The sequence below is a fragment of the Bacillus sp. PK6-16 genome (assembly GCF_056530295.1).
Window position 1 is genome coordinate 4,178,731 of record NZ_CP096511.1, and the last position, 21,998, is coordinate 4,200,728.

General features: G+C 33.6%; 21 protein-coding genes and 6 pseudogenes. 2 read left to right on the forward strand and 25 right to left on the reverse strand.

Going from position 1 to position 21,998, the window contains the following annotated elements; all coding sequences use genetic code 11:
* Nucleotides 1-67: 67 nt before the first annotated feature.
* The 17 genes and pseudogenes from M1D66_RS21430 to M1D66_RS21510 form a co-directional block, all read right to left on the reverse strand.
* Nucleotides 68-694, reverse strand: coding sequence for a suppressor of fused domain protein (locus tag M1D66_RS21430; RefSeq protein WP_242554775.1), 627 nt, complete (start codon nucleotides 692-694; stop codon nucleotides 68-70).
* Between the two features lie 40 nt (nucleotides 695-734).
* Nucleotides 735-1,409: a hypothetical protein gene (locus tag M1D66_RS21435; RefSeq protein ID WP_242554776.1), complete on the reverse strand. Its 675-nt coding sequence runs from the start codon at nucleotides 1,407-1,409 to the stop codon at nucleotides 735-737.
* A gap of 118 nt (nucleotides 1,410-1,527) precedes the next feature.
* Entirely contained in the window at nucleotides 1,528-1,992 is a 465-nt protein-coding gene (locus tag M1D66_RS21440) for a DUF6882 domain-containing protein (protein WP_242554777.1), read from the reverse strand.
* Nucleotides 1,993-2,259: 267 nt separating this feature from the next.
* Nucleotides 2,260-2,538, reverse strand: a complete 279-nt coding sequence (locus tag M1D66_RS21445) for a ribonuclease E inhibitor RraB (protein WP_242554778.1) — start codon at nucleotides 2,536-2,538, stop codon at nucleotides 2,260-2,262.
* 473 nt (nucleotides 2,539-3,011) lie between these two features.
* Nucleotides 3,012-3,374, reverse strand: a complete 363-nt coding sequence (locus M1D66_RS21450; protein ID WP_000904359.1) for a hypothetical protein — start codon at nucleotides 3,372-3,374, stop codon at nucleotides 3,012-3,014.
* A 91-nt stretch (nucleotides 3,375-3,465) separates the two neighbouring features.
* Nucleotides 3,466-3,819 (reverse strand): hypothetical protein, encoded by a 354-nt coding sequence (locus tag M1D66_RS21455; protein WP_242554779.1) that lies wholly within the window; start codon nucleotides 3,817-3,819, stop codon nucleotides 3,466-3,468.
* A 169-nt stretch (nucleotides 3,820-3,988) separates the two neighbouring features.
* Nucleotides 3,989-4,282 (reverse strand): annotated as a pseudogene (locus tag M1D66_RS21460) (hypothetical protein); the annotation flags it as partial.
* Nucleotides 4,283-4,337: 55 nt separating this feature from the next.
* A complete protein-coding gene (locus tag M1D66_RS21465) occupies nucleotides 4,338-4,592 on the reverse strand; it encodes a DUF7660 family protein (RefSeq protein WP_166696326.1) in 255 nt (84 codons plus the stop codon).
* A gap of 41 nt (nucleotides 4,593-4,633) precedes the next feature.
* The gene (locus M1D66_RS21470) at nucleotides 4,634-5,425 is read right to left on the reverse strand and encodes a leucine-rich repeat domain-containing protein (RefSeq protein WP_242554780.1); all 792 of its coding nucleotides are present in this window, start codon (nucleotides 5,423-5,425) and stop codon (nucleotides 4,634-4,636) included.
* A gap of 208 nt (nucleotides 5,426-5,633) precedes the next feature.
* Nucleotides 5,634-6,043, reverse strand: a pseudogene (locus M1D66_RS21475) (Imm44 family immunity protein).
* 297 nt (nucleotides 6,044-6,340) lie between these two features.
* Nucleotides 6,341-6,541, reverse strand: a complete 201-nt coding sequence (locus M1D66_RS21480) for a hypothetical protein (protein WP_242554781.1) — start codon at nucleotides 6,539-6,541, stop codon at nucleotides 6,341-6,343.
* A 139-nt stretch (nucleotides 6,542-6,680) separates the two neighbouring features.
* Nucleotides 6,681-7,214, reverse strand: coding sequence for a hypothetical protein (locus M1D66_RS21485; protein ID WP_000397230.1), 534 nt, complete (start codon nucleotides 7,212-7,214; stop codon nucleotides 6,681-6,683).
* A 230-nt stretch (nucleotides 7,215-7,444) separates the two neighbouring features.
* Nucleotides 7,445-7,924, reverse strand: a complete 480-nt coding sequence (locus tag M1D66_RS21490) for a hypothetical protein (RefSeq protein WP_242554782.1) — start codon at nucleotides 7,922-7,924, stop codon at nucleotides 7,445-7,447.
* Between the two features lie 49 nt (nucleotides 7,925-7,973).
* Nucleotides 7,974-8,192 (reverse strand): hypothetical protein, encoded by a 219-nt coding sequence (locus M1D66_RS21495; RefSeq protein ID WP_000411162.1) that lies wholly within the window; start codon nucleotides 8,190-8,192, stop codon nucleotides 7,974-7,976.
* 220 nt (nucleotides 8,193-8,412) lie between these two features.
* Nucleotides 8,413-8,658: a hypothetical protein gene (locus tag M1D66_RS21500; protein WP_000475564.1), complete on the reverse strand. Its 246-nt coding sequence runs from the start codon at nucleotides 8,656-8,658 to the stop codon at nucleotides 8,413-8,415.
* A 22-nt stretch (nucleotides 8,659-8,680) separates the two neighbouring features.
* Nucleotides 8,681-9,199: a hypothetical protein gene (locus M1D66_RS21505; protein WP_242554783.1), complete on the reverse strand. Its 519-nt coding sequence runs from the start codon at nucleotides 9,197-9,199 to the stop codon at nucleotides 8,681-8,683.
* On the reverse strand, nucleotides 9,181-9,396 hold the full coding sequence (locus M1D66_RS21510) for an RHS repeat-associated core domain-containing protein (protein WP_395940373.1): 216 nt from the start codon (nucleotides 9,394-9,396) through the stop codon (nucleotides 9,181-9,183). The genes M1D66_RS21505 and M1D66_RS21510 overlap by 19 nt, the downstream gene beginning before the upstream one ends.
* 59 nt (nucleotides 9,397-9,455) lie before the next feature.
* Here M1D66_RS21510 and M1D66_RS21515 point away from each other — a divergent pair.
* Nucleotides 9,456-9,557, forward strand: a pseudogene (locus M1D66_RS21515) (IS6 family transposase); the annotation flags it as partial.
* A gap of 42 nt (nucleotides 9,558-9,599) precedes the next feature.
* Here the strand turns inward: M1D66_RS21515 and M1D66_RS21520 are convergent.
* The 8 genes and pseudogenes from M1D66_RS21520 to M1D66_RS21555 all read right to left on the reverse strand — a co-directional run bounded on the left by M1D66_RS21520 (nucleotide 9,600) and on the right by M1D66_RS21555 (nucleotide 21,014).
* Nucleotides 9,600-9,965: a ribonuclease E inhibitor RraB gene (locus M1D66_RS21520; protein ID WP_242554784.1), complete on the reverse strand. Its 366-nt coding sequence runs from the start codon at nucleotides 9,963-9,965 to the stop codon at nucleotides 9,600-9,602.
* Between the two features lie 50 nt (nucleotides 9,966-10,015).
* Nucleotides 10,016-10,771 carry an Imm26 family immunity protein gene (locus M1D66_RS21525; RefSeq protein WP_001192248.1) on the reverse strand — a complete coding sequence of 252 codons (756 nt, stop codon included), beginning with the start codon at nucleotides 10,769-10,771 and terminating at the stop codon, nucleotides 10,016-10,018.
* 325 nt (nucleotides 10,772-11,096) lie between these two features.
* Nucleotides 11,097-11,363, reverse strand: a pseudogene (locus M1D66_RS21530) (RHS repeat-associated core domain-containing protein); the annotation flags it as partial.
* Nucleotides 11,359-11,557, reverse strand: a pseudogene (locus M1D66_RS21535) (ribonuclease E inhibitor RraB); the annotation flags it as partial. The pseudogenes M1D66_RS21535 and M1D66_RS21530, both read right to left, overlap by 5 nt.
* 229 nt (nucleotides 11,558-11,786) lie before the next feature.
* Entirely contained in the window at nucleotides 11,787-12,236 is a 450-nt protein-coding gene (locus M1D66_RS21540) for a WapI family immunity protein (protein WP_071716684.1), read from the reverse strand.
* Nucleotides 12,209-13,456, reverse strand: a pseudogene (locus M1D66_RS21545) (RHS repeat domain-containing protein); the annotation flags it as partial. The gene M1D66_RS21540 and the pseudogene M1D66_RS21545, both read right to left, overlap by 28 nt.
* Before the next feature lie 154 nt (nucleotides 13,457-13,610).
* On the reverse strand, nucleotides 13,611-14,312 hold the full coding sequence (locus tag M1D66_RS21550) for a hypothetical protein (RefSeq protein ID WP_065211719.1): 702 nt from the start codon (nucleotides 14,310-14,312) through the stop codon (nucleotides 13,611-13,613).
* A gap of 30 nt (nucleotides 14,313-14,342) precedes the next feature.
* The gene (locus tag M1D66_RS21555; protein WP_242554786.1) at nucleotides 14,343-21,014 is read right to left on the reverse strand and encodes a DNRLRE domain-containing protein; all 6,672 of its coding nucleotides are present in this window, start codon (nucleotides 21,012-21,014) and stop codon (nucleotides 14,343-14,345) included.
* A gap of 389 nt (nucleotides 21,015-21,403) precedes the next feature.
* On the opposite strand from M1D66_RS21555, the gene M1D66_RS21560 reads away from it, so the two are divergent.
* Nucleotides 21,404-21,991, forward strand: a complete 588-nt coding sequence (locus tag M1D66_RS21560) for a hypothetical protein (RefSeq protein WP_000566764.1) — start codon at nucleotides 21,404-21,406, stop codon at nucleotides 21,989-21,991.
* The last annotated feature ends 7 nt before the right edge of the window (nucleotides 21,992-21,998 follow it).

Genomic DNA, 21,998 nt, shown 5'->3' on the forward strand with positions numbered 1-21,998 from the left:
AGCATCAAACTTCCTTAATATTAATAAGTTTGATACTTACTCACAATTATTATTTAAAATATTTTTATCAAACCGTAGATAAACGATGTGGATCACAGAAAGTTTCTGTATCAATCTCTTTTTCCAGCCAAAGGTCAAAGAGCGCACTAATATCTCCATCTCCTTGTTCCATCATATACTCTTTTTCTGCTTGATGAATAGGTAATAACCAAAATAAATCAAGCTCCTTTTCTTCAAAAAACTCCATTAGCTCTGGAGACTCTCCTGCCTCAATAACTGCCGGGCTTACTAAAAGCACATTCATTGAAAAATCAGATTCAACATCCGCATTAGAAATTGTATCCCCATAATCAAACGAGGTTTCATCTATAAATGGATAATGTGCTAATCCAGCAAGCAAATCAATTATTTTCTCATTTTGATTTGCATTTAACCAAATTAATTCTCCTTTAGCACCATTGGTCATATATTCAGCTGACATCCCTAATGTCACATATGTCCATACTGGCCTATCTTCATTTTTCGGGAATTCTAAAACGTATAGCATTCCTTTTTTTAGAGCGGTATTATCTAATTCTACTCTTTTAGCTCCTCTTTCACCCCAGGTATATTCAAGAATCTGACTAGGCTCTCCAAAATGTTCATAGTATTTTTTCTGAATGTCACTTAATTTATTTTTTCGAAAAAAATTCATTTATGCTCTACAACCCTCTTTCTACTATACAACCTTGTTATTAAAGATAGATTTCTTCTTTCCAACTACTGGATTTAGATTGAACTACTATTAGATTTTCACTTTCCCATTTTAATGTCCCTAAGAATCTAGAATATACCATTTCATTCCCTACCTCTTCCACCAATAATTGATCTCGAATCTTTAATCCCTTTTCATCATACACTTCACATCGTAGCTGGAAACCTTTAACACGATGAATTCCTTTTAATATCGCTATCTTCTTACGGCTTGGGCTTTTCTTAGGTGTCTTCCCAACTAAAAATATTCCTTCATAGTTTTGCTTCACAATTTCATCTAAAGATTCCTCTATATACCCTTTAACAACAGATGATGAAAGAGTAGAGTTTTCTTCAAGTCCAGGGACAACATATTGGCGTACTAATTTGCAAAACTCTTTGTATTTCTCTTCAACTGAATTTAATGCTAAAAAGTCCATAAAATTATATGGAACATATATACGAATTTCACCCAAAGCTCTATTCACTTCATATGAAATATCAGTGTTTTCGTTAGCTAAACAAAAGACAGTTACTTTTTCAATCTCTCTTAATCCCATCTCAAACTCGCTAACTTTCTTTGAGAAAATTAGCTCAAAAATTCTAATTTCATGTACAAGCAAATAATGTTTTTTAGGACGTTTTTTTTTCCAATCGTAAAACTTTACTTCAAGCAATATAATTCACTCCTTTAAATTTATCACCATGCATCGGGGACCTATGATACCTTTTAATAATTTATTAAACTGTACTCCTTATTCATTTTACCTTATCTATATTTTTCATATGCTCTACTCACAACGCATGCGGTGACATAACAGCCATAAACACATCACTTCTCTCACCTGGTGCCATATACATTCCTTCTGCATCTAAATATTCAATGGAAAAGGCTGCTAGCTCATACGCCATTTCTTGATCGCATTCAAAAAGTGGATTTATAAAAACCTCACTTCCTGTAATCTTTTGTAAATCTTTCAAACAGTTAGACTTACTTCTTGCATAATCAGCCACATTCTCATTAGCCCAAGACCACATCCAACTGTTACTCTTTCCAGACCAAGACCCTATAAAAACAACACTAAATTCAAGTAACACTTGACCATTTTTTTTAAACTGTAATATACATGGATCTTGATCATAACAATACTCATCAAAGTTATAGATATTATAATCCGAAATGAATTTTTGCTGTTTACTTTCTAATTTGTCATAACACATAACAAGATAATTCTCGAATTGTTCATCCATCATTGCCAATTATCACACGCTCCCTTCATTCAAGATTTCCGCTACAAACAATATATCTTATATCTTACTCTCTCAAAACCTATATAAAGTGAAACTTTAATTAGTCCTTACCAATCGGGCTTTTACCGGTAGCCCCCCGCCCACATATCATATACCTTTCTACCACTAAGATATATTAATATATACAAAGAAAGAAGAACTTATATAAGCCCTTCTTTCCATAAATAGTTTCTTTACTCCATCTAATTTATTTTATCACGATAATTAAATTCACTATTACACAAATGCACCCCAACCATCTGTATATCCACCAAACGCATCACTTAGGGTACTCAATTCCTTTTGCATCTTTACAATATCCTCATAAATTAAGAACATTTCTTTAGAACAAGTACATGTCCAATCTTCAAATTCTTCATTATAATCTAATTCATAATTTAAGCCCAGCTCTTGTAGTCTGCCAATTATTTTTTCTCCATTACCTTGATCAGGAATTGCAATAAAGAAATCTACTATATGTTTTTCATTAAAATCTATACCTTGCTTGTATAACATATTTAATACTTGTCCATCTTCATCTTTTGGATTTCATTATAATAACCTCCTATTTACCATTAAAACTCTTATTTTTATGCGAATAATGCCTCTTATCCATAAAGCTACCAAATTCTATCCCTTTACAGACACTAAAATTATCATCTACAACATTACTTTCTGTAAAAGAGAACTACTTTAATCTACACAATGTTTCTATAAAACTTATTGTAGGTACATCCCCACAACTAAAAATATTTAGGACCTCTAAATATTACATAGCAGAAAAATCTTCAATTAGACCTTGCAGTAGCTTTAATTTTAATTCTTTTTTGTTCATATAATTCCTTCCGCTCTCTATTTTGATTTATCCAACGAGGATTAGATACATGTCCTATCCTATATATAAAGAAAAAAGAGCCTATATTTGCTCTTCCTTCATATACACATTTAACAAATGCATCTTTCTAACCACTAACTTTTCTGATGATATATTAATAGCCTCTAAAAGCAAACTGAATATACATGTATGTACCAACACCATAAATAACAAAAGCAACTATAGTGATTAGCCAATTTTCACGAGTTTTTTGTACATACTTCGAGCATGCCCAGAAAAGAAGTAAAATAATTAATTGAATTGCAGTCACTTTTGAGACAGCAATTATAGTAGTTTCTGTAACAAATACTACCCATGTCCCGAACAACATCCGAATACAAAAAATAATCGCCCCAATACGTGTTTCAGTATATTGTTTATTTATATTTATAAAAAATATATCTTGCAACATAACAGTTAATGTTAATACAACTACTAAAGCCAAGATAGAAATGAATTCTAAAAATTCTATAAGCACTTTTAGTCTCCCTTTTGACATCATTTTATTATAATTTTCATTAAAGATTCTTACTATCATGTAACTAGGTCTACAAATACCCTCTCATTATCTATACAGTTTTCGCATACATAATATGAAAATAACAGCTAAGACCATAAATAATAAGTGCAATCATTGTAATATACCACTTTCCTCTGTACTTCTTTACACACTGCATAAGCCCCCAAAGGAAAAGTAATATAATTGATTGAATCACTAAAATATTTAGCGTCCCTAACAGAGTAGCTGTCATAGGGTAAATGATCCATATACTCACCAATGAACGTATAGCCATGACCGTAGCAAAGATTCTCCTATAATGAGACAGTCTTATACTACCTATGCAGTACTCTTGTAAAAATACGATAGATGCTACTAGCATATTTAAACCCAAAATTAATAAACATTCAAAAAACTCTACCAACTCTAAATTCTCCTTCATAAATTTATTTACGATTTCCTATCGCATCAAAAGTTAACAATTCACTCCGAAATTTTACAAGTTACTTTTTCAAAAATACTAGCTAATATTCCAATAATCATCAAAGAGATTATTATTCATACATTCATTTTATTACTCAAGGACGACCTATTTAACAATCCAATTTTTTAGCGGACTTGAAATAGTCTTGAAATTTATCATCGATGTCCTCATCTTTACTAAAAAAAAGCGTTATATGCGAATCCCAACAAACAATCTCAAGTGTTGCTTGGGGATGCTTAATATTTGGACTTGGTACCCAGAGTTCTTCGTTTCCATTTGCATAGGGTTCTACAAGCAAGTTATGAATATCAATGTTTATAGACTTATCAAAAGCAGATAATACGCCCCAAATAAATTGAGGATTATATTTCTTTACGAGATCTGAGAGATCTTCACCTGCTATTTAGACTCTTCGCTTTTATTTTAAATTAGACCTCAATAAATTAATCTATTTAAATTTATTCATAGTGGGTTGCCGCCAATAACACCTGTGCAATAAAGCCCCATGATATATTTTTAGGCATCTCTTCACCTCTGTTTTGGTAGGATCCCTCACAATCATTTACCCATGCTTCCATTGATTCTAAGTAATCCTCTAATGTTATATTCTCCCACTCATCCTGATTTTCTTTGAAATCTTTTTGAAGATGAAACAAAAACTCTAATAATTTTTCTTTTGAATCTACATCACTAATTAACTCATAAACATCCATATCATTACTCCTTCCACATGCCCCTTATTTAGGGACTACATTCATTTCATTCCATCTCTAAATTCTTCCTGCACCGTCTTAAATTCTTGCTCATATTTCCTTATTTTTTCAGCATCTGTCTTCGAATTAAGGAAAGGTCTTTTTCTACCAATCATCATAATATCTTTTCCTTCTGTGGACTCCATACGTACATATGGTTTAAAAAATTCACATTCTGTATTTTGTAATACTACCGATAATTTAGCGTATTCTTCCATAGGGAATTGATTAGATACATTTAATTTCTTAAGTCTTTTCAAATTCATTAATGGCTCTAAAGAACGATCTTTAACTTTAATATTCATTAAAGTTAACTCATTTAATTCTACTAAATCACCGATTGGATCTAATGTTTTTACATTAAGAGTTTTCATTATTGCTCCTCCCAAAAAAAGACCTTCTAACTTCTTTCCATCTTTTATTGGCGATAAATCTTCTAATTTAGAGAAACCTTGTATTAGTAGATAAGAAAGGTTGTTATTATAACTCAAATCCCATAAATCTGTATTCTTAGGATTCCAACCTAAATATAATCTTCTTAAATTAGACATTTTTTGTAGTTTCGATAAATTCTCCACCCTCATTTCATCGATATAGAGTATCTCTGGATTAACATACTCCATAATTTTATCAAACTGCGTTTGATTTACTGTGAAAATCCATAAATCCCTAATTTTCAATTCTCCTAATAGTTCTATATTCTTTGTTTTACCGCTAATAGCTAACTCTTGTACATCTTCATTTATTCCAGCCAAATCTTTAAGAATGCGTGGCTGTTCACCTATTGGAAACATTAAATTCTCTCCTTCACAGACTATTTACATCCAACATCACTTCATTCTTTCCTGAAGGGAAAAACTAACAATTGTTAAAAGTGCACTATCATATTGGACCTTTTCGAATGTAAACTCCATAATACACCTTCTTTTCTCTCAAGGTCATAATTATTTTATTCCCATTTCATCTTACTATTTTCATTTAATACTTCGATATGAGTATCTACTATATCCCCTCTTTCATATCAAAAACTTGTAAAATGTCTTGCTCTAACTTTATTGCATTAAAGTCCGACGTAGCCTTTCCCCTAACAGTCTAATAGATTGAACAATATTTTCAATTATCAATATTTTCCTCGTAGCGTAATCTGCAGATAAAAATGTCTCATAGTCAATCCTTAATCGAAAGTCTGCTACTTTACTCTTCTTTTTAAAAAGCTTTCTTTCTTTAAAGAAACCCGCAGCTTCATATTCCGGAGTTATGTTAACTACTATAGGAATTATAGCTATTTCTTCTACTTCGCTACCATAATTATTACTATTTAATTTTTCAAGGTCACTACCGATTTCTGAAATTATATTTATAAATTCCTCAGCAATGTCACCTTCTAATTCACCACTCAAAAAAAACCTCATAATTACTCATCCTTTTCAATTATTACTTTTATTTAGCGGGGGACGCTTTCTATCTGTTTCATATAATGGATTGATGGTGCCACTCTTTCTCCTACCTTATATATCTTTTTATAGGAATATACTTTTAAATTTTACGTAGAATATATCTTTCAGGCGGGCCGCTCCCCTGCTCAGCTTGAAAATATAATAATTTACTCGGTATGCATGAAATTAAACAAGGTAAACCACACCAAATAACTTTTTCTATTGCACATTCTAATCCCATAAAACTCCCATCAATTTCACTAATAAGGGACATTACGTAACAAGAATCCTTTGCTCCATATTTTTTGGGATAGATTCAAAATACATAGAATTTAAGATAGTGTCATGGTTATGCGCCAAACGCCCTAATGCCTTCACTCTTTTTTTAGGTGAAGTTAGTTCAAAAATAATTCTATCCTGGATTTTTTTTTTAAAAAAACTCCTAACTATGAGTTCTTCATATTCTTTATCCATGTATCTTTTGTCCTCCTATATTCTTAAAGTTACCTTTTCTGAAAAATATAAGTGGTGCGACATATATATATTAATTAACTTTGGACATCTCCAGTATCTCCTTGCGCTAAAAAAATCATTTAATTACCTCTTATTATTTTCATGTTGCATAAATATCGAAATTATTACTAGCAATTGTTAAAAGCGCACCATCATATTGAATAAATGCACACGCCGATGATGGAACTAATTCGATTTGTGGTACAACACATTCTCCCATTAAACACTTCATCAATTTACTTTGATTTATTTCCTCTAGTTTAATACCAACGCTATTTCCTAAACTGATAATAGCAAAAGTATTTTCTATACTTACACCATAAAAATACTTGATTATATATGATACTTCTGTCCTTGGTATAGAATCAAAAACAAAGAAAATGTTCCTTCTTCCCGAATCAAAAACTGTGTAGGAAATGTTTTTAGACTCTATTTCTTCTTTCACATTTTTTTCCTCAGATTTATCTACATGTACAATAAACTGATTAATCCTCTCTTGAACAAGTAAACTTAAATTATCAACATTACGATTATAATCATCAAATAAATCTGTTTCATAAATATCAGTTATATTACTAACACGGTATATATTTGCATCTTCAATACGTTGAACCTTTTCGAATGTAAACTCCATAGTACACCTTCTTTTCTCTCAAAGTTATATTTATCCCTATTCCATCCTACTATTCTCATTTAATAATATTAAGTTTATTATTCCTAATTGTTTTTATAAATTAATAATAATCTAATTCTCCTCACAGAGAATCCGCTTTTCACCTTATAATACGCTACTTGTAGAGTATGCATACCGTTCCCTTTTTCATATCTCTTTCGTATAACGGATTAATGTTGTCTCCATTAAAATCAAAATTCCGAATTATAGGCATTTAAATCCCTAGCTTCTTTAAAGTAATTTCTAAATTTATCATCAATATTTATATCGTTACTTAATAACAACATCAAACTGGAATCCCAACAAACAATTTCAAGTTTTGCTTGAGGGTGCTGAATATTTGGACTTGGTACCCAGAGCCCTTCGTTTCCATTTGCATAGGGCTCTACAAGCAAATTATGAATATCAATGTTTATAGATTTATCAAACGCAGATAGTACGCCCCAAATAAATTGAGGATTATATTTTTTTACGAGATTTGAAAGATCTTCACCTGCTATCCAAACTATTGGATACGACATTTTAGGATAATCTCGGATAAGTTTCTCTTCCTGATGTGCGACAATCTCCATGTCTGTTATAAGCCAATCAAACTCTTTTTCCCTACCTTGAAATGAGTCAAAAACGGAAGCTAAAACTGTATGTTTAGATCCATGTAAAATGAAGTTCATCCAATCCCTCCAATTAGTAACAATCGATAAGTTAGCCTTCTTGAACTTATTATGTGTAGATAATTAAACAAATACCAATGAATACTGTTACTATACACAATATAATAGTTGTTGCAGTATCTAGCAAAATGCTTACGGCTAAGAAAATTATTGATTTAAGAGCAAAAGAAGGCCCTTTTTCTTTCCATTGCCGATAGATTTGTATCATTGCATAAATTAATGGAATCATACCACCTATAATCAGAATAATCCCTATTATTTTCTCCATGTTTCCTCTCCTTTTAAATATTCGAATCAATAAATATACTATATAATCATACGCCCTCAGAATATATCCTTATATTTTTAGAGTTATTTTACACATACAAAACTCTCTAATCATAGCTACACTCGTATTAAGCGCATTGTTAAAAGTTATATAATCTTTCATTCTGTAATTAACGGAACTTTCCATCTGCTAAAAACATTGCCATACAGCTTAACATTTTCTAAGGTATTAAATTTCCTAAGATATCAATTAGCTCTTCTAATGCTCTTCCCAAATCGTTTATATTGTCTCGTTCATCAAAACCTTTTTCCATTAATTCATCTACTATAATATCTCTCAATTTATTTATTTTTTCAGTTTCTATCATACTTAAGTCTTCATAAACATTTAACCATAGTAAATGTTTATTTTGTGATTCTAATGTCTGTTTCAATAAAATCTGCATCTCTTTATTTAATTTAAACAACCTTATCTTCTCCTTTCCCAGTTTATTTTGAACCCTTAGCAAAAGTTGTAATTACTTTACCTTTTTTATTTAAAACTACTACAGCCTGTTTACTAGTAGATTTAGTTCTACCGCCGCTTTGTATAACTTTTTCGCCAGTTTTAACAGCATTTAAAATCACCTTAGATGATACTCCTACAGCTTTATTACTACCTCTTACTATAGCAGCCTTTATTGCTTGTTTACCTGCACTTTTCAGCACACTTTGCATCGCTTTTCGATTTCCAACTTTTACTTGGGACGCCTTTACCTTACATTTTGTTTTAGATTGTTTCCACCCTTTAGATGCTCCCGTTATAAACGATCCCAATTTACTAATAAAATTCCCTCCACCCATAAAATTAAAACTATAGCTCTCTGCCCAACCCTTTATTCCCGCTTTTACTCCCCTAGAGTTAGCATAAGCTGTTCTGTCATCATAAATCCACAATTGTGTCGTCACCCAAAGACGATATGCCCAATGTCCATCCGGATCCACCATCATCACCATACGTATATCCATTCTTCATCACCTGGATCAGGATCCACCGATAAGAACACACCATGCTCTGGATTATAATAACGCGCAACTAGATAATACATGCCAATCTCTTTATCATACATGTATCCCGCATATCCAAATGGATTGTCTGCTGCTATTCCTTTTGCGTCGCCCTTTAGGACATTTCCCCAAGCATCATATTCACAGTTTGCTACCACTTGTCCATTTTGATCTGTTATCGCTACTACATCACCACGTGCACGGTAGTGGTAGAATAATAAGACTAATTTATATCTTATATAAACAAAGGCGAAGCCTTCCAAGAGACTCCGCCTTTTCAATGTACACTGAACTTCAACAATTACTAGCTATTACCTAAACATTGTTCTGCTTATGCTTTTTTCAAACCTTACCACCGAACTTATTCTATTACTTGGGTTTCCCATCCGTCATAACTATCACATGTTCCACTATATAAAATCGCTAACTCAGCCATTTGCTTTGTTTCTTCCCAAACATTTTCTTTTGTTGGTATACAATTTTTCCCCACTATAAATACATAGTAACGTAACCCATCTTCTGAAAGTTGTTCAGATGGTTCATAAATATCATAACCTTTTACATGTAGTACCTCTGCAATTCTCTCTGCAGTCTCTATTGTATCTACTAAAAAGTAATGTTCTAGATAGTGCACTTTCGTTAAATTAGATCCTGCATCCTCCAAAGCTGCTAATGTTTCTATATCCTGATTTTCTCTTTCTTGTCTTTCATGAATTTTTTCTGTCATTTATAAATCTCCCTTAAATCGCTTTATAGTACGGATAAAAGTTGCTATCCTCAGTTATACTCAATTATAAAATTTCTATTAGCGGATATCTCTTCTACAAACTTTTGTTTCTTTTCTAACTTGTATTCCATGCAGAAATCTATTAAATGAGACGTAGACCAAGTCACATTTCGAACTGGATTTCTCCTAGTGTTTTCATTTATTTCTCCCATTATTTCCATATCAAAAATAACCTTAAGAGTATAATCGTCAAATACCATTCCATTAAGCATCAAAGCTGTTAAAATGTTAGCATTATCGATCTCCTCTTTAGTAGGTACCGTTTTCAAATGTAAATCGAATATAACACATAGAGGAAACACGTCTTCCATCAATTCAACAATTTGTCCGAAAAAATATGTTTCATTTGGTAAAGAGATAGAAAATACATCCCCAACTTTCCATTTTTGTTTTTTAGGTCGTTTCCAAGATTCAATGAATTGTTCATACTCTCTTTTATTCTCAAATGTAAATTCTTCGTCTATAAGCTTATTCACCAAAATCGCCACTTGTAACATTGTCTTTCCATTTGTTGAATATATCTCTACACAATCGCTCTCTGAATCAAAACGGACTTTACCTTTTATTCCCGCTTCTTTAACTTGATTTCGTATGAAAACCATTGCATCATAATTTGTCTCTAAATCTAAAAGCCCGGCTAAATCCTCAAAAAGGATATATTCTTTTGAACTAAAATCCGGTATAAACATACGAATTTTTCCGACCTGTAACGTGTAATTTAATTTATTAAATAATACTGATTGCATTTATTCACTCCTTCACTAATTAAACATAGTATTGTTTCCATTTTTTCTTAGCGATTTCATGACGTGCATTTTCCAGTTTCCCACCATATTTTTGCGGGCCGCCGAATTTATTAATCATTTTTTGTTCATATCTTCTTGCTTGTCGCCCTGGTTTCGTTCTAAGTAAAATCTGAAAATCATATTTGGCATTATTTTTCTTTGCATGTTCTTTTTGGCGCTTTTCATACCTTTGCATATTCTTCGCTCTACCAACATATTGTTTTCCTGTTGCTTTATTTGTCCTTAGATAAATAGCAGCTGTTTTTGCCACTTTACCTGCAACTTTAAGTTTACCACCACCAATTGCACCTTTGGCAGCCGCTTTAGCAATTCCCTTTGCGCCTTTTCCTGATTTATATGCCCCATATCCATCATAAAGCGCAAAACCAGCATTAACAACTAACCAAGCAGCATGCCCATCTGGATCCGTCATCATCGCCGGATTATTATCCGCATAAGTATACCCATTCATCGTAACCGGATCATCTTCATCGCCCGGATCAGGATCCACCGATAAGAACACACCATGTTCTGGATTATAATAACGCGCAATCCCTATCTTCAAATTCTTCATTAAAACTAATTCACACTTTAAATCCAATGCTTGTAATCTGCCAATTACTTTTCCCTATTGTCTTGATCAGGAATTACAATAAAGAAATACACTATGTGTGTTTTATTAAAGTCTATACCTTGTTTATATAACATATTTAATACTTGTCCATCTTCATATTTTAGGAATTTCATTATCATCCCCTCCTTGCTATCAATAAATACAAGCAGTCTTTAATAACTATACCCTTTTATTAGATTCATAGCCTTTGTAATAAATACCATAAGAAATCATTTTATCAAACCCTCCACCAAAAAAGTGATTATTTCGAAAAAAGGAGTTCATCCCCTGTAAATAGTAGGGGATGAACTCCTTTTTCTTTTTCTTTTTCTTTTTAAGTGGACTTTTTCAATGACCTCCTAATTAACTATATATTTTTTTTATTTTACAACACATCTCTTCTACAACTTTTACTTCCATCCCGAATGATGTTTCATACTCCCATTTTTCATTAATCAAATCATTTTTAACAAAAGTAAAGTATACTAAAAATCGATTTTTTTTTAGCTTCACTTTAAATTCTATTTCCTCTTCATCAGCACTTAATACAGCTTCCTTAATATCTTTTCGTAGTAATGCTTCTAGTTCTTCCCCAAATTTAATTATTTCACTCGTCAAAAACATTGGCCCTTTACACTCATAATGAATATTATTCGAGGATACAGCTAAGAAATTCAGTTGTAAATCACGTAAATACAGCTCATCATCATTTGGATACATAGACCCAAATGATACAATGGTTATCTTTTTTTCATCCCCTAAAAACACCAACTCAATTTCTTTTTTTATTTCCACCATTTCACCTTCTTCCAATTTTTATCCTTCTTCGAGCGATGCCCTAGACTAATAATGTTATTTTTTTTAGTTTTTGATACAACAATATGTTTTTTACCTAACGTTTGCACAAATCGGTCATGTGGATTTCTTTTATCTATATGCTTTCTACCAAAACTTCGAACTAATACTGTAGTAGCTTTAGACATTTGACGCGCTGGGTTCGCTAAGTGCTCTGTCGCATGAATACTATATTTTAATTTTGCTGCGAAATAGCCAACTCTTCCAACTCCACCTAGTGCAACTCCTGCCACCGCTCCTCTTAGTGCTGATTTCCCTACTCCTTTCCAAGAATACCCTTTTTTTCGATTATTCCATAAGTAAGTACCAACATCCCAAGCAGCTCCACCTAACGCACCAGCTATCCACCAAGCGACATGCCCATCTGGGTCAATCTTCATCACCGGATTATTATCACCATACGTATACCCATTCATGGTAATCGGATCATCTTCATCACCCGGATCTGGATCCACCGATAAGAACACACCATGCTCTGGGTTATAGTATCTTGCAATCAAGTAATACATGCCAATTTCTTTATCATACATGTATCCCGCATATCCAAACGGATTATCTGCTGCAATACCTTTTGTATCACTCTTTAATACATTACCCCACGCATCGTATTCATAGTTTGCTACAACCTCTTTATTTTGGTCCGTCATCGCAATGACATCACCACGTGGATTATAGTGATAATATAATGTTTGTCCATTTGATTTCATCGCTAAGCGTACACCATCTGCTGAATACACATAATGACGAAGAACTTTTCCACTTCCATCTGTTTCATATAATGGATTAATACTATCTCCATCATAGAAGTAACGTGTTACTTTTCCATCTATATTCTTTTCAATACGACGATCATCATCATCATATTTGTATGTTGCGAATGCATTGCTCTCACCTTGTTTTGTGATCGCTACAAGTTGGTCATCTTCATTCCATGTATACTTATACTTCCCATCAGATGTACGATTTCCATTCGCATCATACGTTAACGATTCGTTTCCGAATTTTACAAGCTGATTTCCGTCATTAAAGGTTGCCGCTATAGACTTTGTTTCTTTTCCATTCTCTACAACTTTCACACTTGTACGGTTTCCAAATCCATCATATGTGTAAGATTTACTTGTTCCGTTTGGTAATGCTTCATTTAATAATTGGTTAATCGGGTCATATACAAAGTTTGTCTATCATGATTCTTTTTGCATCACTTTTTAATAAGATTATCCCACACACCATATATGTTTTTACCACTAAGCTACCTTAATATATACAAAGAAAGAAGAGCTTATATAAGCTCTTCTTTCTAAAAATAGTTCTCAAAAAGACATGAATCTTTTTCTATCCCTTCAAAACATCTGGATAATCACTTGATTTCCCATTAAAAAGGTTCAATCCAATGAGCTCCTTCGTTCGCTGTTCTAACAGTAAAAATTCTTCTTCCTTCTTATCATTTAAAACTGTTAGTAGTCCTTCGTTTAGCGGAAAAGAATTAGACCATGGAAGAGATTGAAGCTTATCCTTCCCTATAAAATCAACAAATGATTTCCCGAAATAATTATATTCAAATATTCCAGGTATTCTATTCTTTATTGTTCCTGTTATATGTTGTCTATCTACCATTTTTTCATCACTGATATATCCGTATATAGCATTAAACTCAACCAATGCTCCTTCAAAAAAACTTAGTATTTCTTTTTGGTATTTAGTAAAAATTTTCTTTGTGAACGATATAGTTAAGTAATTGATACTCTTCCCCCTAGAATCTTTCCACCACGCTACATTAAACCAAAAGCCATTTCCTCTCCCAAGCATTCCACCGGCTGTACCCATCATCTCATCTAACTCAAAATCATAGCAACCTGGTTCTTCATGCATCCACATCTTCAAAGCCTGTTCAATTGTAAATACTTTATTAATTGGTTCATATTGTGCCATTTTTGTAAATTTCAATCCCATTTTTTCGATTGCTTCAAAGAAAAATTTTGCATATTCATGCGAAGAAATATCTTCCTTCGTATAAATATCTAATTGTATAGACATAAAAACCTCCATTTTTTAAATTTATAAATATTATCTATAAGTATAATATTTATTTTTTCCATAGCGTACTTTTATTTTCCCACCAGATTTGTTAATCGCATTTATTAACGGCTTGGAAACTTTAGAATGTTTAGAAACTATCAAATCAATCCGCTTACCTGACTTCGCATATTGTTTAAACTGCTTGGAATATGATATCTTTCGGACATCTTTAATTTCTGTAATTCTCCCTTTAGATAAACTATCAGGAATCCGGCCCATTACCTTTTTAGTATTTTTCGCTAATCCAAGCTCTTTTAATACTTTCTTTTCAAAACCTCGACCTCTAGCATATCTATATACATAGTGTCCACCTTTTTTACCTAATTTTTTAGCTGCATAGCGAGCTACATGAGGGGCAGCCATTCTCGCTCCAGCTACTACAAGTGGAGCAACAGGTATATTACCATCTGGATCGATTAACATTACTGGATTATTATCTACATACGTATATCCATTTTGTGTCACAGGATCATCTTCGTCACCCGGCTCTGGATCTATCGATAAGAACACACCATGCTCCGGATTATAGTATCTCGCAATTAGATAATACATGCCGATCTCTTTATCATACATGTATCCCGCATATCCAAATGGATTATCTGCTGCGATACCTTTTGCGTCGCTCTTTAATACGTTACCCCATGAATCATATTCATACGTTGCTACAACTTCTCTATTTTGATCTGTCATCGCAACGACATCACCACGAGGATTGTAGTGGTAATATAATGTTTGTCCTTTTGATTTCATTGCTAGGCGCGCGCCACTTGTAGAGTATACATATTGACGAAGGACATTCCCATTTCCATCTGTCTCATATAATGGGTTAATGCTGTCTCCATCATAGAAATAACGTGTTACTTGACCATTTACACTCTTTTCAATACGACGATTATCCTCGTCATACTTATAAGTTGCGAATGCATTGCTCTCGCCTTGTTTTGTGATAGCTACAATTTGATCGTCTTCATTCCATGTATACTTGTACTTTCCATCAGACGTACGATTACCATTCGCATCATACGTTAACGATTCGTTCCCGAATTTTACAAGCTGATTTCCTTCATTGAATGTTGCCGCTATAGATTTTGTTTCTTTTCCATTCTCTACAACTTTCACACTTGTACGGTTTCCAAATCCATCGTATGTGTAAGATTTAGTTGTTCCGTTTGGTAGTGCTTCATTTAATAATTGGTTAATCGGGTCATATACAAAGTTTGTTTCTGTTACTTTTCCGCCCGCGCCTTCATGCTTAATTTTCGTACGGTTACCGGCTTGATCGTATTCATATCGTTCTGATAAAAGAATACTATTTGACGTACCTACTACTAAATCTTTAATTTTGTTCGCATGGTCGTAGTTAAAGGTAGAACCTGAACCATTTCCAGCTGTATACGTACGAACATTTCCTTGATCGTCATAATCAAAGCGATACGTTTGAGAACCGTCTGTCACACGAATGTTTTGATCTAGCGTGTTGTAGTCATACGATACTTTATTTGTGTATCCGCCTTGCGTTACTGTTTGTTCTTTTAATTTTTCTGTCTTACTGTTTGCTTTGTCGTGATATGCCCAGTCAACTTTTCCGCCTCGGCTATCTGTTGCGCTTGTGACACGGTCAGCTTTGTCGTATGTTTTCGTACGTTCTACACCATTGACATGGTCTTTCACTTTCGTAACTTGTCCATTTTGATCACGTTCAAAAGTAAATGAATCTTTTCCATTGCGTTTTTCACCAATGACACGGTCTGCTGTATCATAAATTGATTCTAAAATGGATCCATTTGGCATTTTTGTTTTAATCTTGTTTGCATTTTCATCGTACGTATGTTCAATACGACGGTTTAACGCATCGATATACACTGTATTTTTATTATCTACATCATATTCATATTTGTGTGTTTGCGTTTTTCCGCCAAACATGACAGATTTCTCTGTTGTGTTTCCATTATGATCATAACGATAATTTACAGAGGTACCATTTTTTAATGTAACCTTTGTTAATAGATTATCTTTGTTATAATCATATAGTTTTGTATTTCCTTTTTCATCTGTCTCGCTCTTTTTATTTCCTGATGCATCGTATGCGAATGTATTTTTCTGTCCTTCTTCATCATACGTCGCAACAACATTTCCATCGTTGTCGTACTCATTTTTTATAAGAGCATTTCCTTCTAATAGGCGTATATCATCAAACCAAACTTTTCCTTTATTCTCTCTTCTAAAGAGCAGATAAACTTCCATACGTTTAATTGGTTTAGTGGCAGGGATTACAACCGCACTACGATTCCAATCATTTGTCCCACTTGGGAATTTCGCTTGGAAATTTTCCCCACTACCATCTTGATAATGTACATCTGCCCAAATAGAGTAATCTCGAGAGAGTTTATCTGGTGCAGTATTTTCTACATTTACTGATTTAGACATTCCTGTTAGCGTAATTGGTTCTGCTTTTTTCTGATTTATAGTGATATGCTTGCCATATCCTACATCTGAACCACCATATTGGCTACGCTCTAATACAATAGATGAATGTCCCGTAAAGCTCTCTTGCTGAGAAACATCTTTCGGATCACAGCTTGTTCCATCTCCTCTAATCCAACCTGGCATACAGCCATTTCCTGCCATATTTTCTAAACTACTATTTTCAATTGGGTTAAAGCTAGAAGAAACTTCACCTTTTTCTAGTTGAATCTTATCAAACCAGACAGAACCACTCGTAGCAGAACCGCCATTTTCTACTTGTAAATAGATTTTTACTTTTCTCGTTTGTTCTGTTGTTTTAAAAGTAACTTGACGGTTAACCCATTCCCTCGTTCCTTGAACTTTATTGTGACGAGTATCATGCCATCCACCATCTATACCAGCACCGTTTTCATTTAATAACTGTACATTGAAGAAACCAGCACCATTGGCTAAATCCGTTTTTATCATACCACTTAACGTATACGTTGTATTTGGTTCTAACGTTACTTCTTGAATTGCAGCAATATAGCCCCAATCATTATTCGTTGCTTTTGTTGAAATTTTAAGTGATGATTCTCCGCCCAGACCACCTGGTGCCGGTGTTGCATCTTTTATAATAGATCCAGAATTATTCGCATTTACTGGTACCCATTTTTCCGTACCATTCATTTCAAAGCTTGGATTTTGAATCAGGTTTTCTCCTGTTCCTAGTTCTTTACTTGTTTCAATTGGGTTTCCATGTTTATCATGGAAGGTGACGGACGACGTGTGTGCAGCTTGGTCAGTTTCAGATACTTCTGTATTTGCTGCTTTATAAGCAACTGTTGTTTTACGATCTTCGTTATCTGTCGCTTTTATAAGCCCGTTGTCTTTATTGTACTCAAACTTTTCTGTTCCCATTTCATCAGTAACAGAAGTTACATTCCCATTACCATCATAGGTCGCTGTTTCTGTTTGATTTTTAGGAGTTGTTGTTTTTACTAGGTTATTTGCATTATATTCATACGTCGTTGTTAAATTTAGACGTCCAGAATCTTCAACTGTTTTGACTGGATTTCCAGCATCGTTATACGTATAAACAGTCTTACGTCCTTTAGGATTCGTTAACGTAACTTCTTTCGCATCTGTATTATATGCTAATGTTGTAGCTTTCCCTAATGGGTCCGTTACTTTTACTAACCTATTATTCTCGTATGCATATGATGTTTTATATGGTTTTGCATCTGTATGTTGCGGATCATAAATAGATGTTAATAATCCATTATCATATCCGTATTTATATGCTTTTCCTTCTGGTGTTGTAGAAGAAACAAGTAAATCTCCATCATATTTAAATGTAATCGTTTTGCTATCTGGGCCGATTACTCTTGCTGCTTTTTTATTATTTCCGTCATATTGTACGACTAACTCTTTGCCAGAAGCATTTTTCACTTTTGATAAACGCGATTCACCATCATACTCATATGTCGTCGTATTTCCATATTTATCTTTTGTATACTGGATACGCCCTTGTGCATCGCCAGATTTATAGAAAGTAACCGTTTGGTCTTTATCTTTTATTTCATATCCGCCTGATACTTGTTTAATTTCTAAATATATACCAGTAGGAGCTTGATACGTATTATCTCCCGTTCTAGTAAAAGTAATATTTGCGCCATCGGCAGAAATTAATAGTAAGTTTCCATTTCCTTCAGCCAAAATTCTTTCTTCTAATCCACTAGACCAACCTGTACCAAATAAACCTACTTTTTTACTTTGGCTATTATACGTTCTTTCTACTGATACATCCGGTCCGCGCCCTGATAACGTAATATCTTTCTCACTCATGATAAAGTTACCATTTGTAGCATTCACTGTACCATTTAGTACCGGAACTGATGCCCAGTAATCAAACATCCCTATAAACCCAAAGTCTTGAGCAAATTTAGGTACAAACTCATGCGAAATTTCGCTTTCAGCATGTCCGGCTTTACTATACGCTGTTACACGGAACCAATAATTTTTAAAGCCAGCATAAATTCCGCCAGAATTCTTATACACAGGTGATGGATCAACTGCTAATTCTGCACCTTTTTTATCATGATGAAGTAAATATTGGCCTTTTGCAATTTCATCTTTCGTTGGCCAAATTTTCTCATTTTGCGTTGTCCAATTTGTTTTATTTCCTACATCGAACGCTTCGTAATCTTTTCCGTTATAAATCCAAACTTTATAGCCTGCAGCCGCTGGAACTGCATCCCATTTTAATGTGACATATCCTGTTTCCTTATCTGTCGCATTAATGTAGGCCGATCCGTCTGGCTTTTTCACTTGTTCTAATGGAATAAATGGAACTATTTCATCTGAAAGTGGACTATCCCCAAACGGATACTCTGCTACAATACGAATCCAGTAGCTACTTCTTCCGCTATAATCCCCGTACGGACCTCCTGACTCGTAAGCATTTTTATATATTTGTCCTGGGTTAGTAGGCGCTTCTGCACCTTTTCCGTCATCATGTATCCAGTAACGCCCTTGTGCAATTTCTTCTGGCGTCGGGAATATTTTTTTATCTTTCGTCGTCCAGCTTGTCACATTCCCAACAGGAATATATTCATAGTCATATCCATTAAAAATGGCAACTTTATAACCTGTTGCTCCTGGAACTGCGTCCCATTGTACATTGAAGTGACCTGAACCACTCCCACTCCCATTTGAGTAAGCTTGTACTCTTGGCTTATTTGGTTTTGCGTAGGAATATTTCACTTCCAAGAATGGTGCATTCGTTCCATTTTCAGCTGCAATGAATTTCTTCCAATGGTTTTGACCATTACCATTTGCATGTAGCTTAAAGCCATTGTTTTGTCTCGCGCCTTCTACCCATGCTTTCACTGTATTCGTTACATTGAACTGGGCCCATTTTCCGCGGCCCACATCAGCGTGTGCAATGTTGTTAGAACCTGGTTTGTTATTCCAGTTTACACTTCCAACATTCCATCCACTTGTTACTTCATCTAACCAAACACCATTGGGTTGATTCGCATAATAATGCCAAACTGCATAGGCATGGAATGTTGCACTTTCAATCTTTGCACCCTTTAAGTTTGAAACATCTGGTTTAATAAATGAAAAATTAGTTCCAGATGCTCCATCATAATATCCAACTTTTAACGTATAAGCATTTTGACCTGAATCCCAAAGTTTTCCCCCTGAATAATTGACAGTTGGATACGCACTTGAAGCGTAAGCATTTTCAAAATTATCCAATTCAATTGAAGGATCTACATATACCGGATATTTTCGCTCTGGTGCTTGTAACCACTGCGGATCTGCAGTAACAGTTAATGTATATGTTTTTTCATCTTTCTTCTCAATATTGTAGCGAACTGCATCTGACGTTACAGCCTCGCCTGATTGCTGGTCCACATTGGAATCATTCATATATGGTTTCGGCAATGTGAATACTTTTTCTTTTTTCTCATCTTGGAAGTCGATTGAACCATCTTCCTGTAAGCTAGGTGTTAAATCTGTTTCTAATGCAAATGTAAAAATGTGGTGTCCTGTATACTCACGTAATACAAAATCTTCTTTTACATTTTCATTGAATGTCGTACTCTTTAAATCAATATTTGGGAAGACCCCTTTATACCATACTGTATTATTTTCATGTGTTGCAGTGACTGGTGATGGCTTCATTTCACCTTTTTCACCATTTGCACTTATTAGTTTATACTGAATCGTATGATCTTTTACTTTAAATTGAACGTACTTTCCATCTTGTGTCGCTTTCTCGAACTCTGGTTCTAATGTTGTATTTTCCGTTACAATTTTTTCATTTGGTGCTTCTACTAATTTTGGCGAAACCTCTTCTAGCTTTCCATCTTTCTCTGCATGAATCGGTTCCGTATATACCCTCTTTGTAAAAGTACCATCATTGTTATCAAAAACCTTTTCGGTTTCCGTTCTTTCTTCTACAATCTCAGTCGGACTCGCCTGTGCTTTAGCCTTATCCTTCTTTAATTGATCCGGATGTGGAGCTGGTAATTCCTGCTCCTCTTTCTTTTCCACTTCTGGACTTTGTTCTGAATTTGGAGATGGTGTAAACGGTGGTGCCGTTTCTGCCAACCCATTCAGTGGTATAGAAGTAACAATTAATGCAACTACGATAAGTTGTATTAAATACTGATACCACTTCCTTTGTTTCTTACCTTCCATAAACTCACCTCACTGAAATATTTTTAACATATATAATGTTACATATCACAATTTATATAAACCAAAGAGTAAAGTAAATACAGTTTTAAAGTTTTGAAGATTTTGTGCACAAAATACGACAATTTAATAACAATTTTTAAAATATCATTTCAGATAATTAATTCTGTTATATAATTTAAGATTAAAGATAAATACATCTATCATAAAAAAGAAAAGACGATTTCTTTTCTCATTAATGCTTGTAGTATCCCAATCCATTTAACGATTGATAAAATAAGACAAGGGCTTTTTTGGAATCATCGGTTAAACTTGCAATTTAGTTGAAGAAGGAACAAACTGATGATGCGGAAAAACGTAGTATATAGAAGACTATGTAAGGAGTTTGTCATATGATTGATAACAGAATTTCGAAAGATTATGATCATGAAATAGATGATTCTTTAAAAGAAATTACAGATACAACCATCTTACTTAATTTTCAAAAAGCGATTGTAAGTTTATATCCTCATCTAATACCAATTCATGCTTTTGCCTATGACGCATGGGATGATATTGTAATGCCATTGTTTTATGAAATGGTATATAAAACCTTTGCTTTTAAATACGGGATAGATATTAACTTTAAAGAAACTCATACCTATATGTTTTCGCTTAATAGTTATAAAGGGATACATCACATCGAGTGTGTTCCAAAGTGCACGACATTTAAGATTTATATTAACGAAGAATGGATTGAAATGGATAATAAAAGTTTGAAAGAAAATGTATTTGTATTTAAGTCATTTGGGGATGGATTACATTTTCTAACTGGTGGAATTGAAATTGAAGATGCTTATCGTGTAGGATTTGACCTTGTTGAGGTTGATATTGTTTCTACCATAACAGGTCTTCCATCTAAAACAAGTATTTTTATTGATAAAGAGCATGTAGACTTTGTGTTTGTCGCAGAAACATATGATACAAATATCCAAAATTAAAAATTTT

Excerpts from the sequence above, each read along its gene's own strand:
- M1D66_RS21430 (WP_242554775.1), bottom strand. The coding sequence starts at position 694 with ATGAATTTTTTTCGAAAAAATAAATTAAGTGACATTCAGAAAAAATAC.
- M1D66_RS21445 (WP_242554778.1), bottom strand. The coding sequence starts at position 2,538 with ATGTTATACAAGCAAGGTATAGATTTTAATGAAAAACATATAGTAGAT.
- M1D66_RS21465 (WP_166696326.1), bottom strand. The coding sequence starts at position 4,592 with ATGGATGTTTATGAGTTAATTAGTGATGTAGATTCAAAAGAAAAATTA.
- M1D66_RS21470 (WP_242554780.1), bottom strand. The coding sequence starts at position 5,425 with ATGTTTCCAATAGGTGAACAGCCACGCATTCTTAAAGATTTGGCTGGA.
- M1D66_RS21480 (WP_242554781.1), bottom strand. The coding sequence starts at position 6,541 with ATGGATAAAGAATATGAAGAACTCATAGTTAGGAGTTTTTTTAAAAAA.
- M1D66_RS21485 (WP_000397230.1), bottom strand. The coding sequence starts at position 7,214 with ATGGAGTTTACATTCGAAAAGGTTCAACGTATTGAAGATGCAAATATA.
- M1D66_RS21490 (WP_242554782.1), bottom strand. The coding sequence starts at position 7,924 with ATGAACTTCATTTTACATGGATCTAAACATACAGTTTTAGCTTCCGTT.
- M1D66_RS21495 (WP_000411162.1), bottom strand. The coding sequence starts at position 8,192 with ATGGAGAAAATAATAGGGATTATTCTGATTATAGGTGGTATGATTCCA.
- M1D66_RS21505 (WP_242554783.1), bottom strand. The coding sequence starts at position 9,199 with ATGGATATACGTATGGTGATGATGGTGGATCCGGATGGACATTGGGCA.
- M1D66_RS21520 (WP_242554784.1), bottom strand. The coding sequence starts at position 9,965 with ATGACAGAAAAAATTCATGAAAGACAAGAAAGAGAAAATCAGGATATA.
- M1D66_RS21525 (WP_001192248.1), bottom strand. The coding sequence starts at position 10,771 with ATGCAATCAGTATTATTTAATAAATTAAATTACACGTTACAGGTCGGA.
- M1D66_RS21550 (WP_065211719.1), bottom strand. The coding sequence starts at position 14,312 with ATGTCTATACAATTAGATATTTATACGAAGGAAGATATTTCTTCGCAT.
- M1D66_RS21555 (WP_242554786.1), bottom strand. The coding sequence starts at position 21,014 with ATGGAAGGTAAGAAACAAAGGAAGTGGTATCAGTATTTAATACAACTT.
- M1D66_RS21560 (WP_000566764.1), top strand. The coding sequence starts at position 21,404 with ATGATTGATAACAGAATTTCGAAAGATTATGATCATGAAATAGATGAT.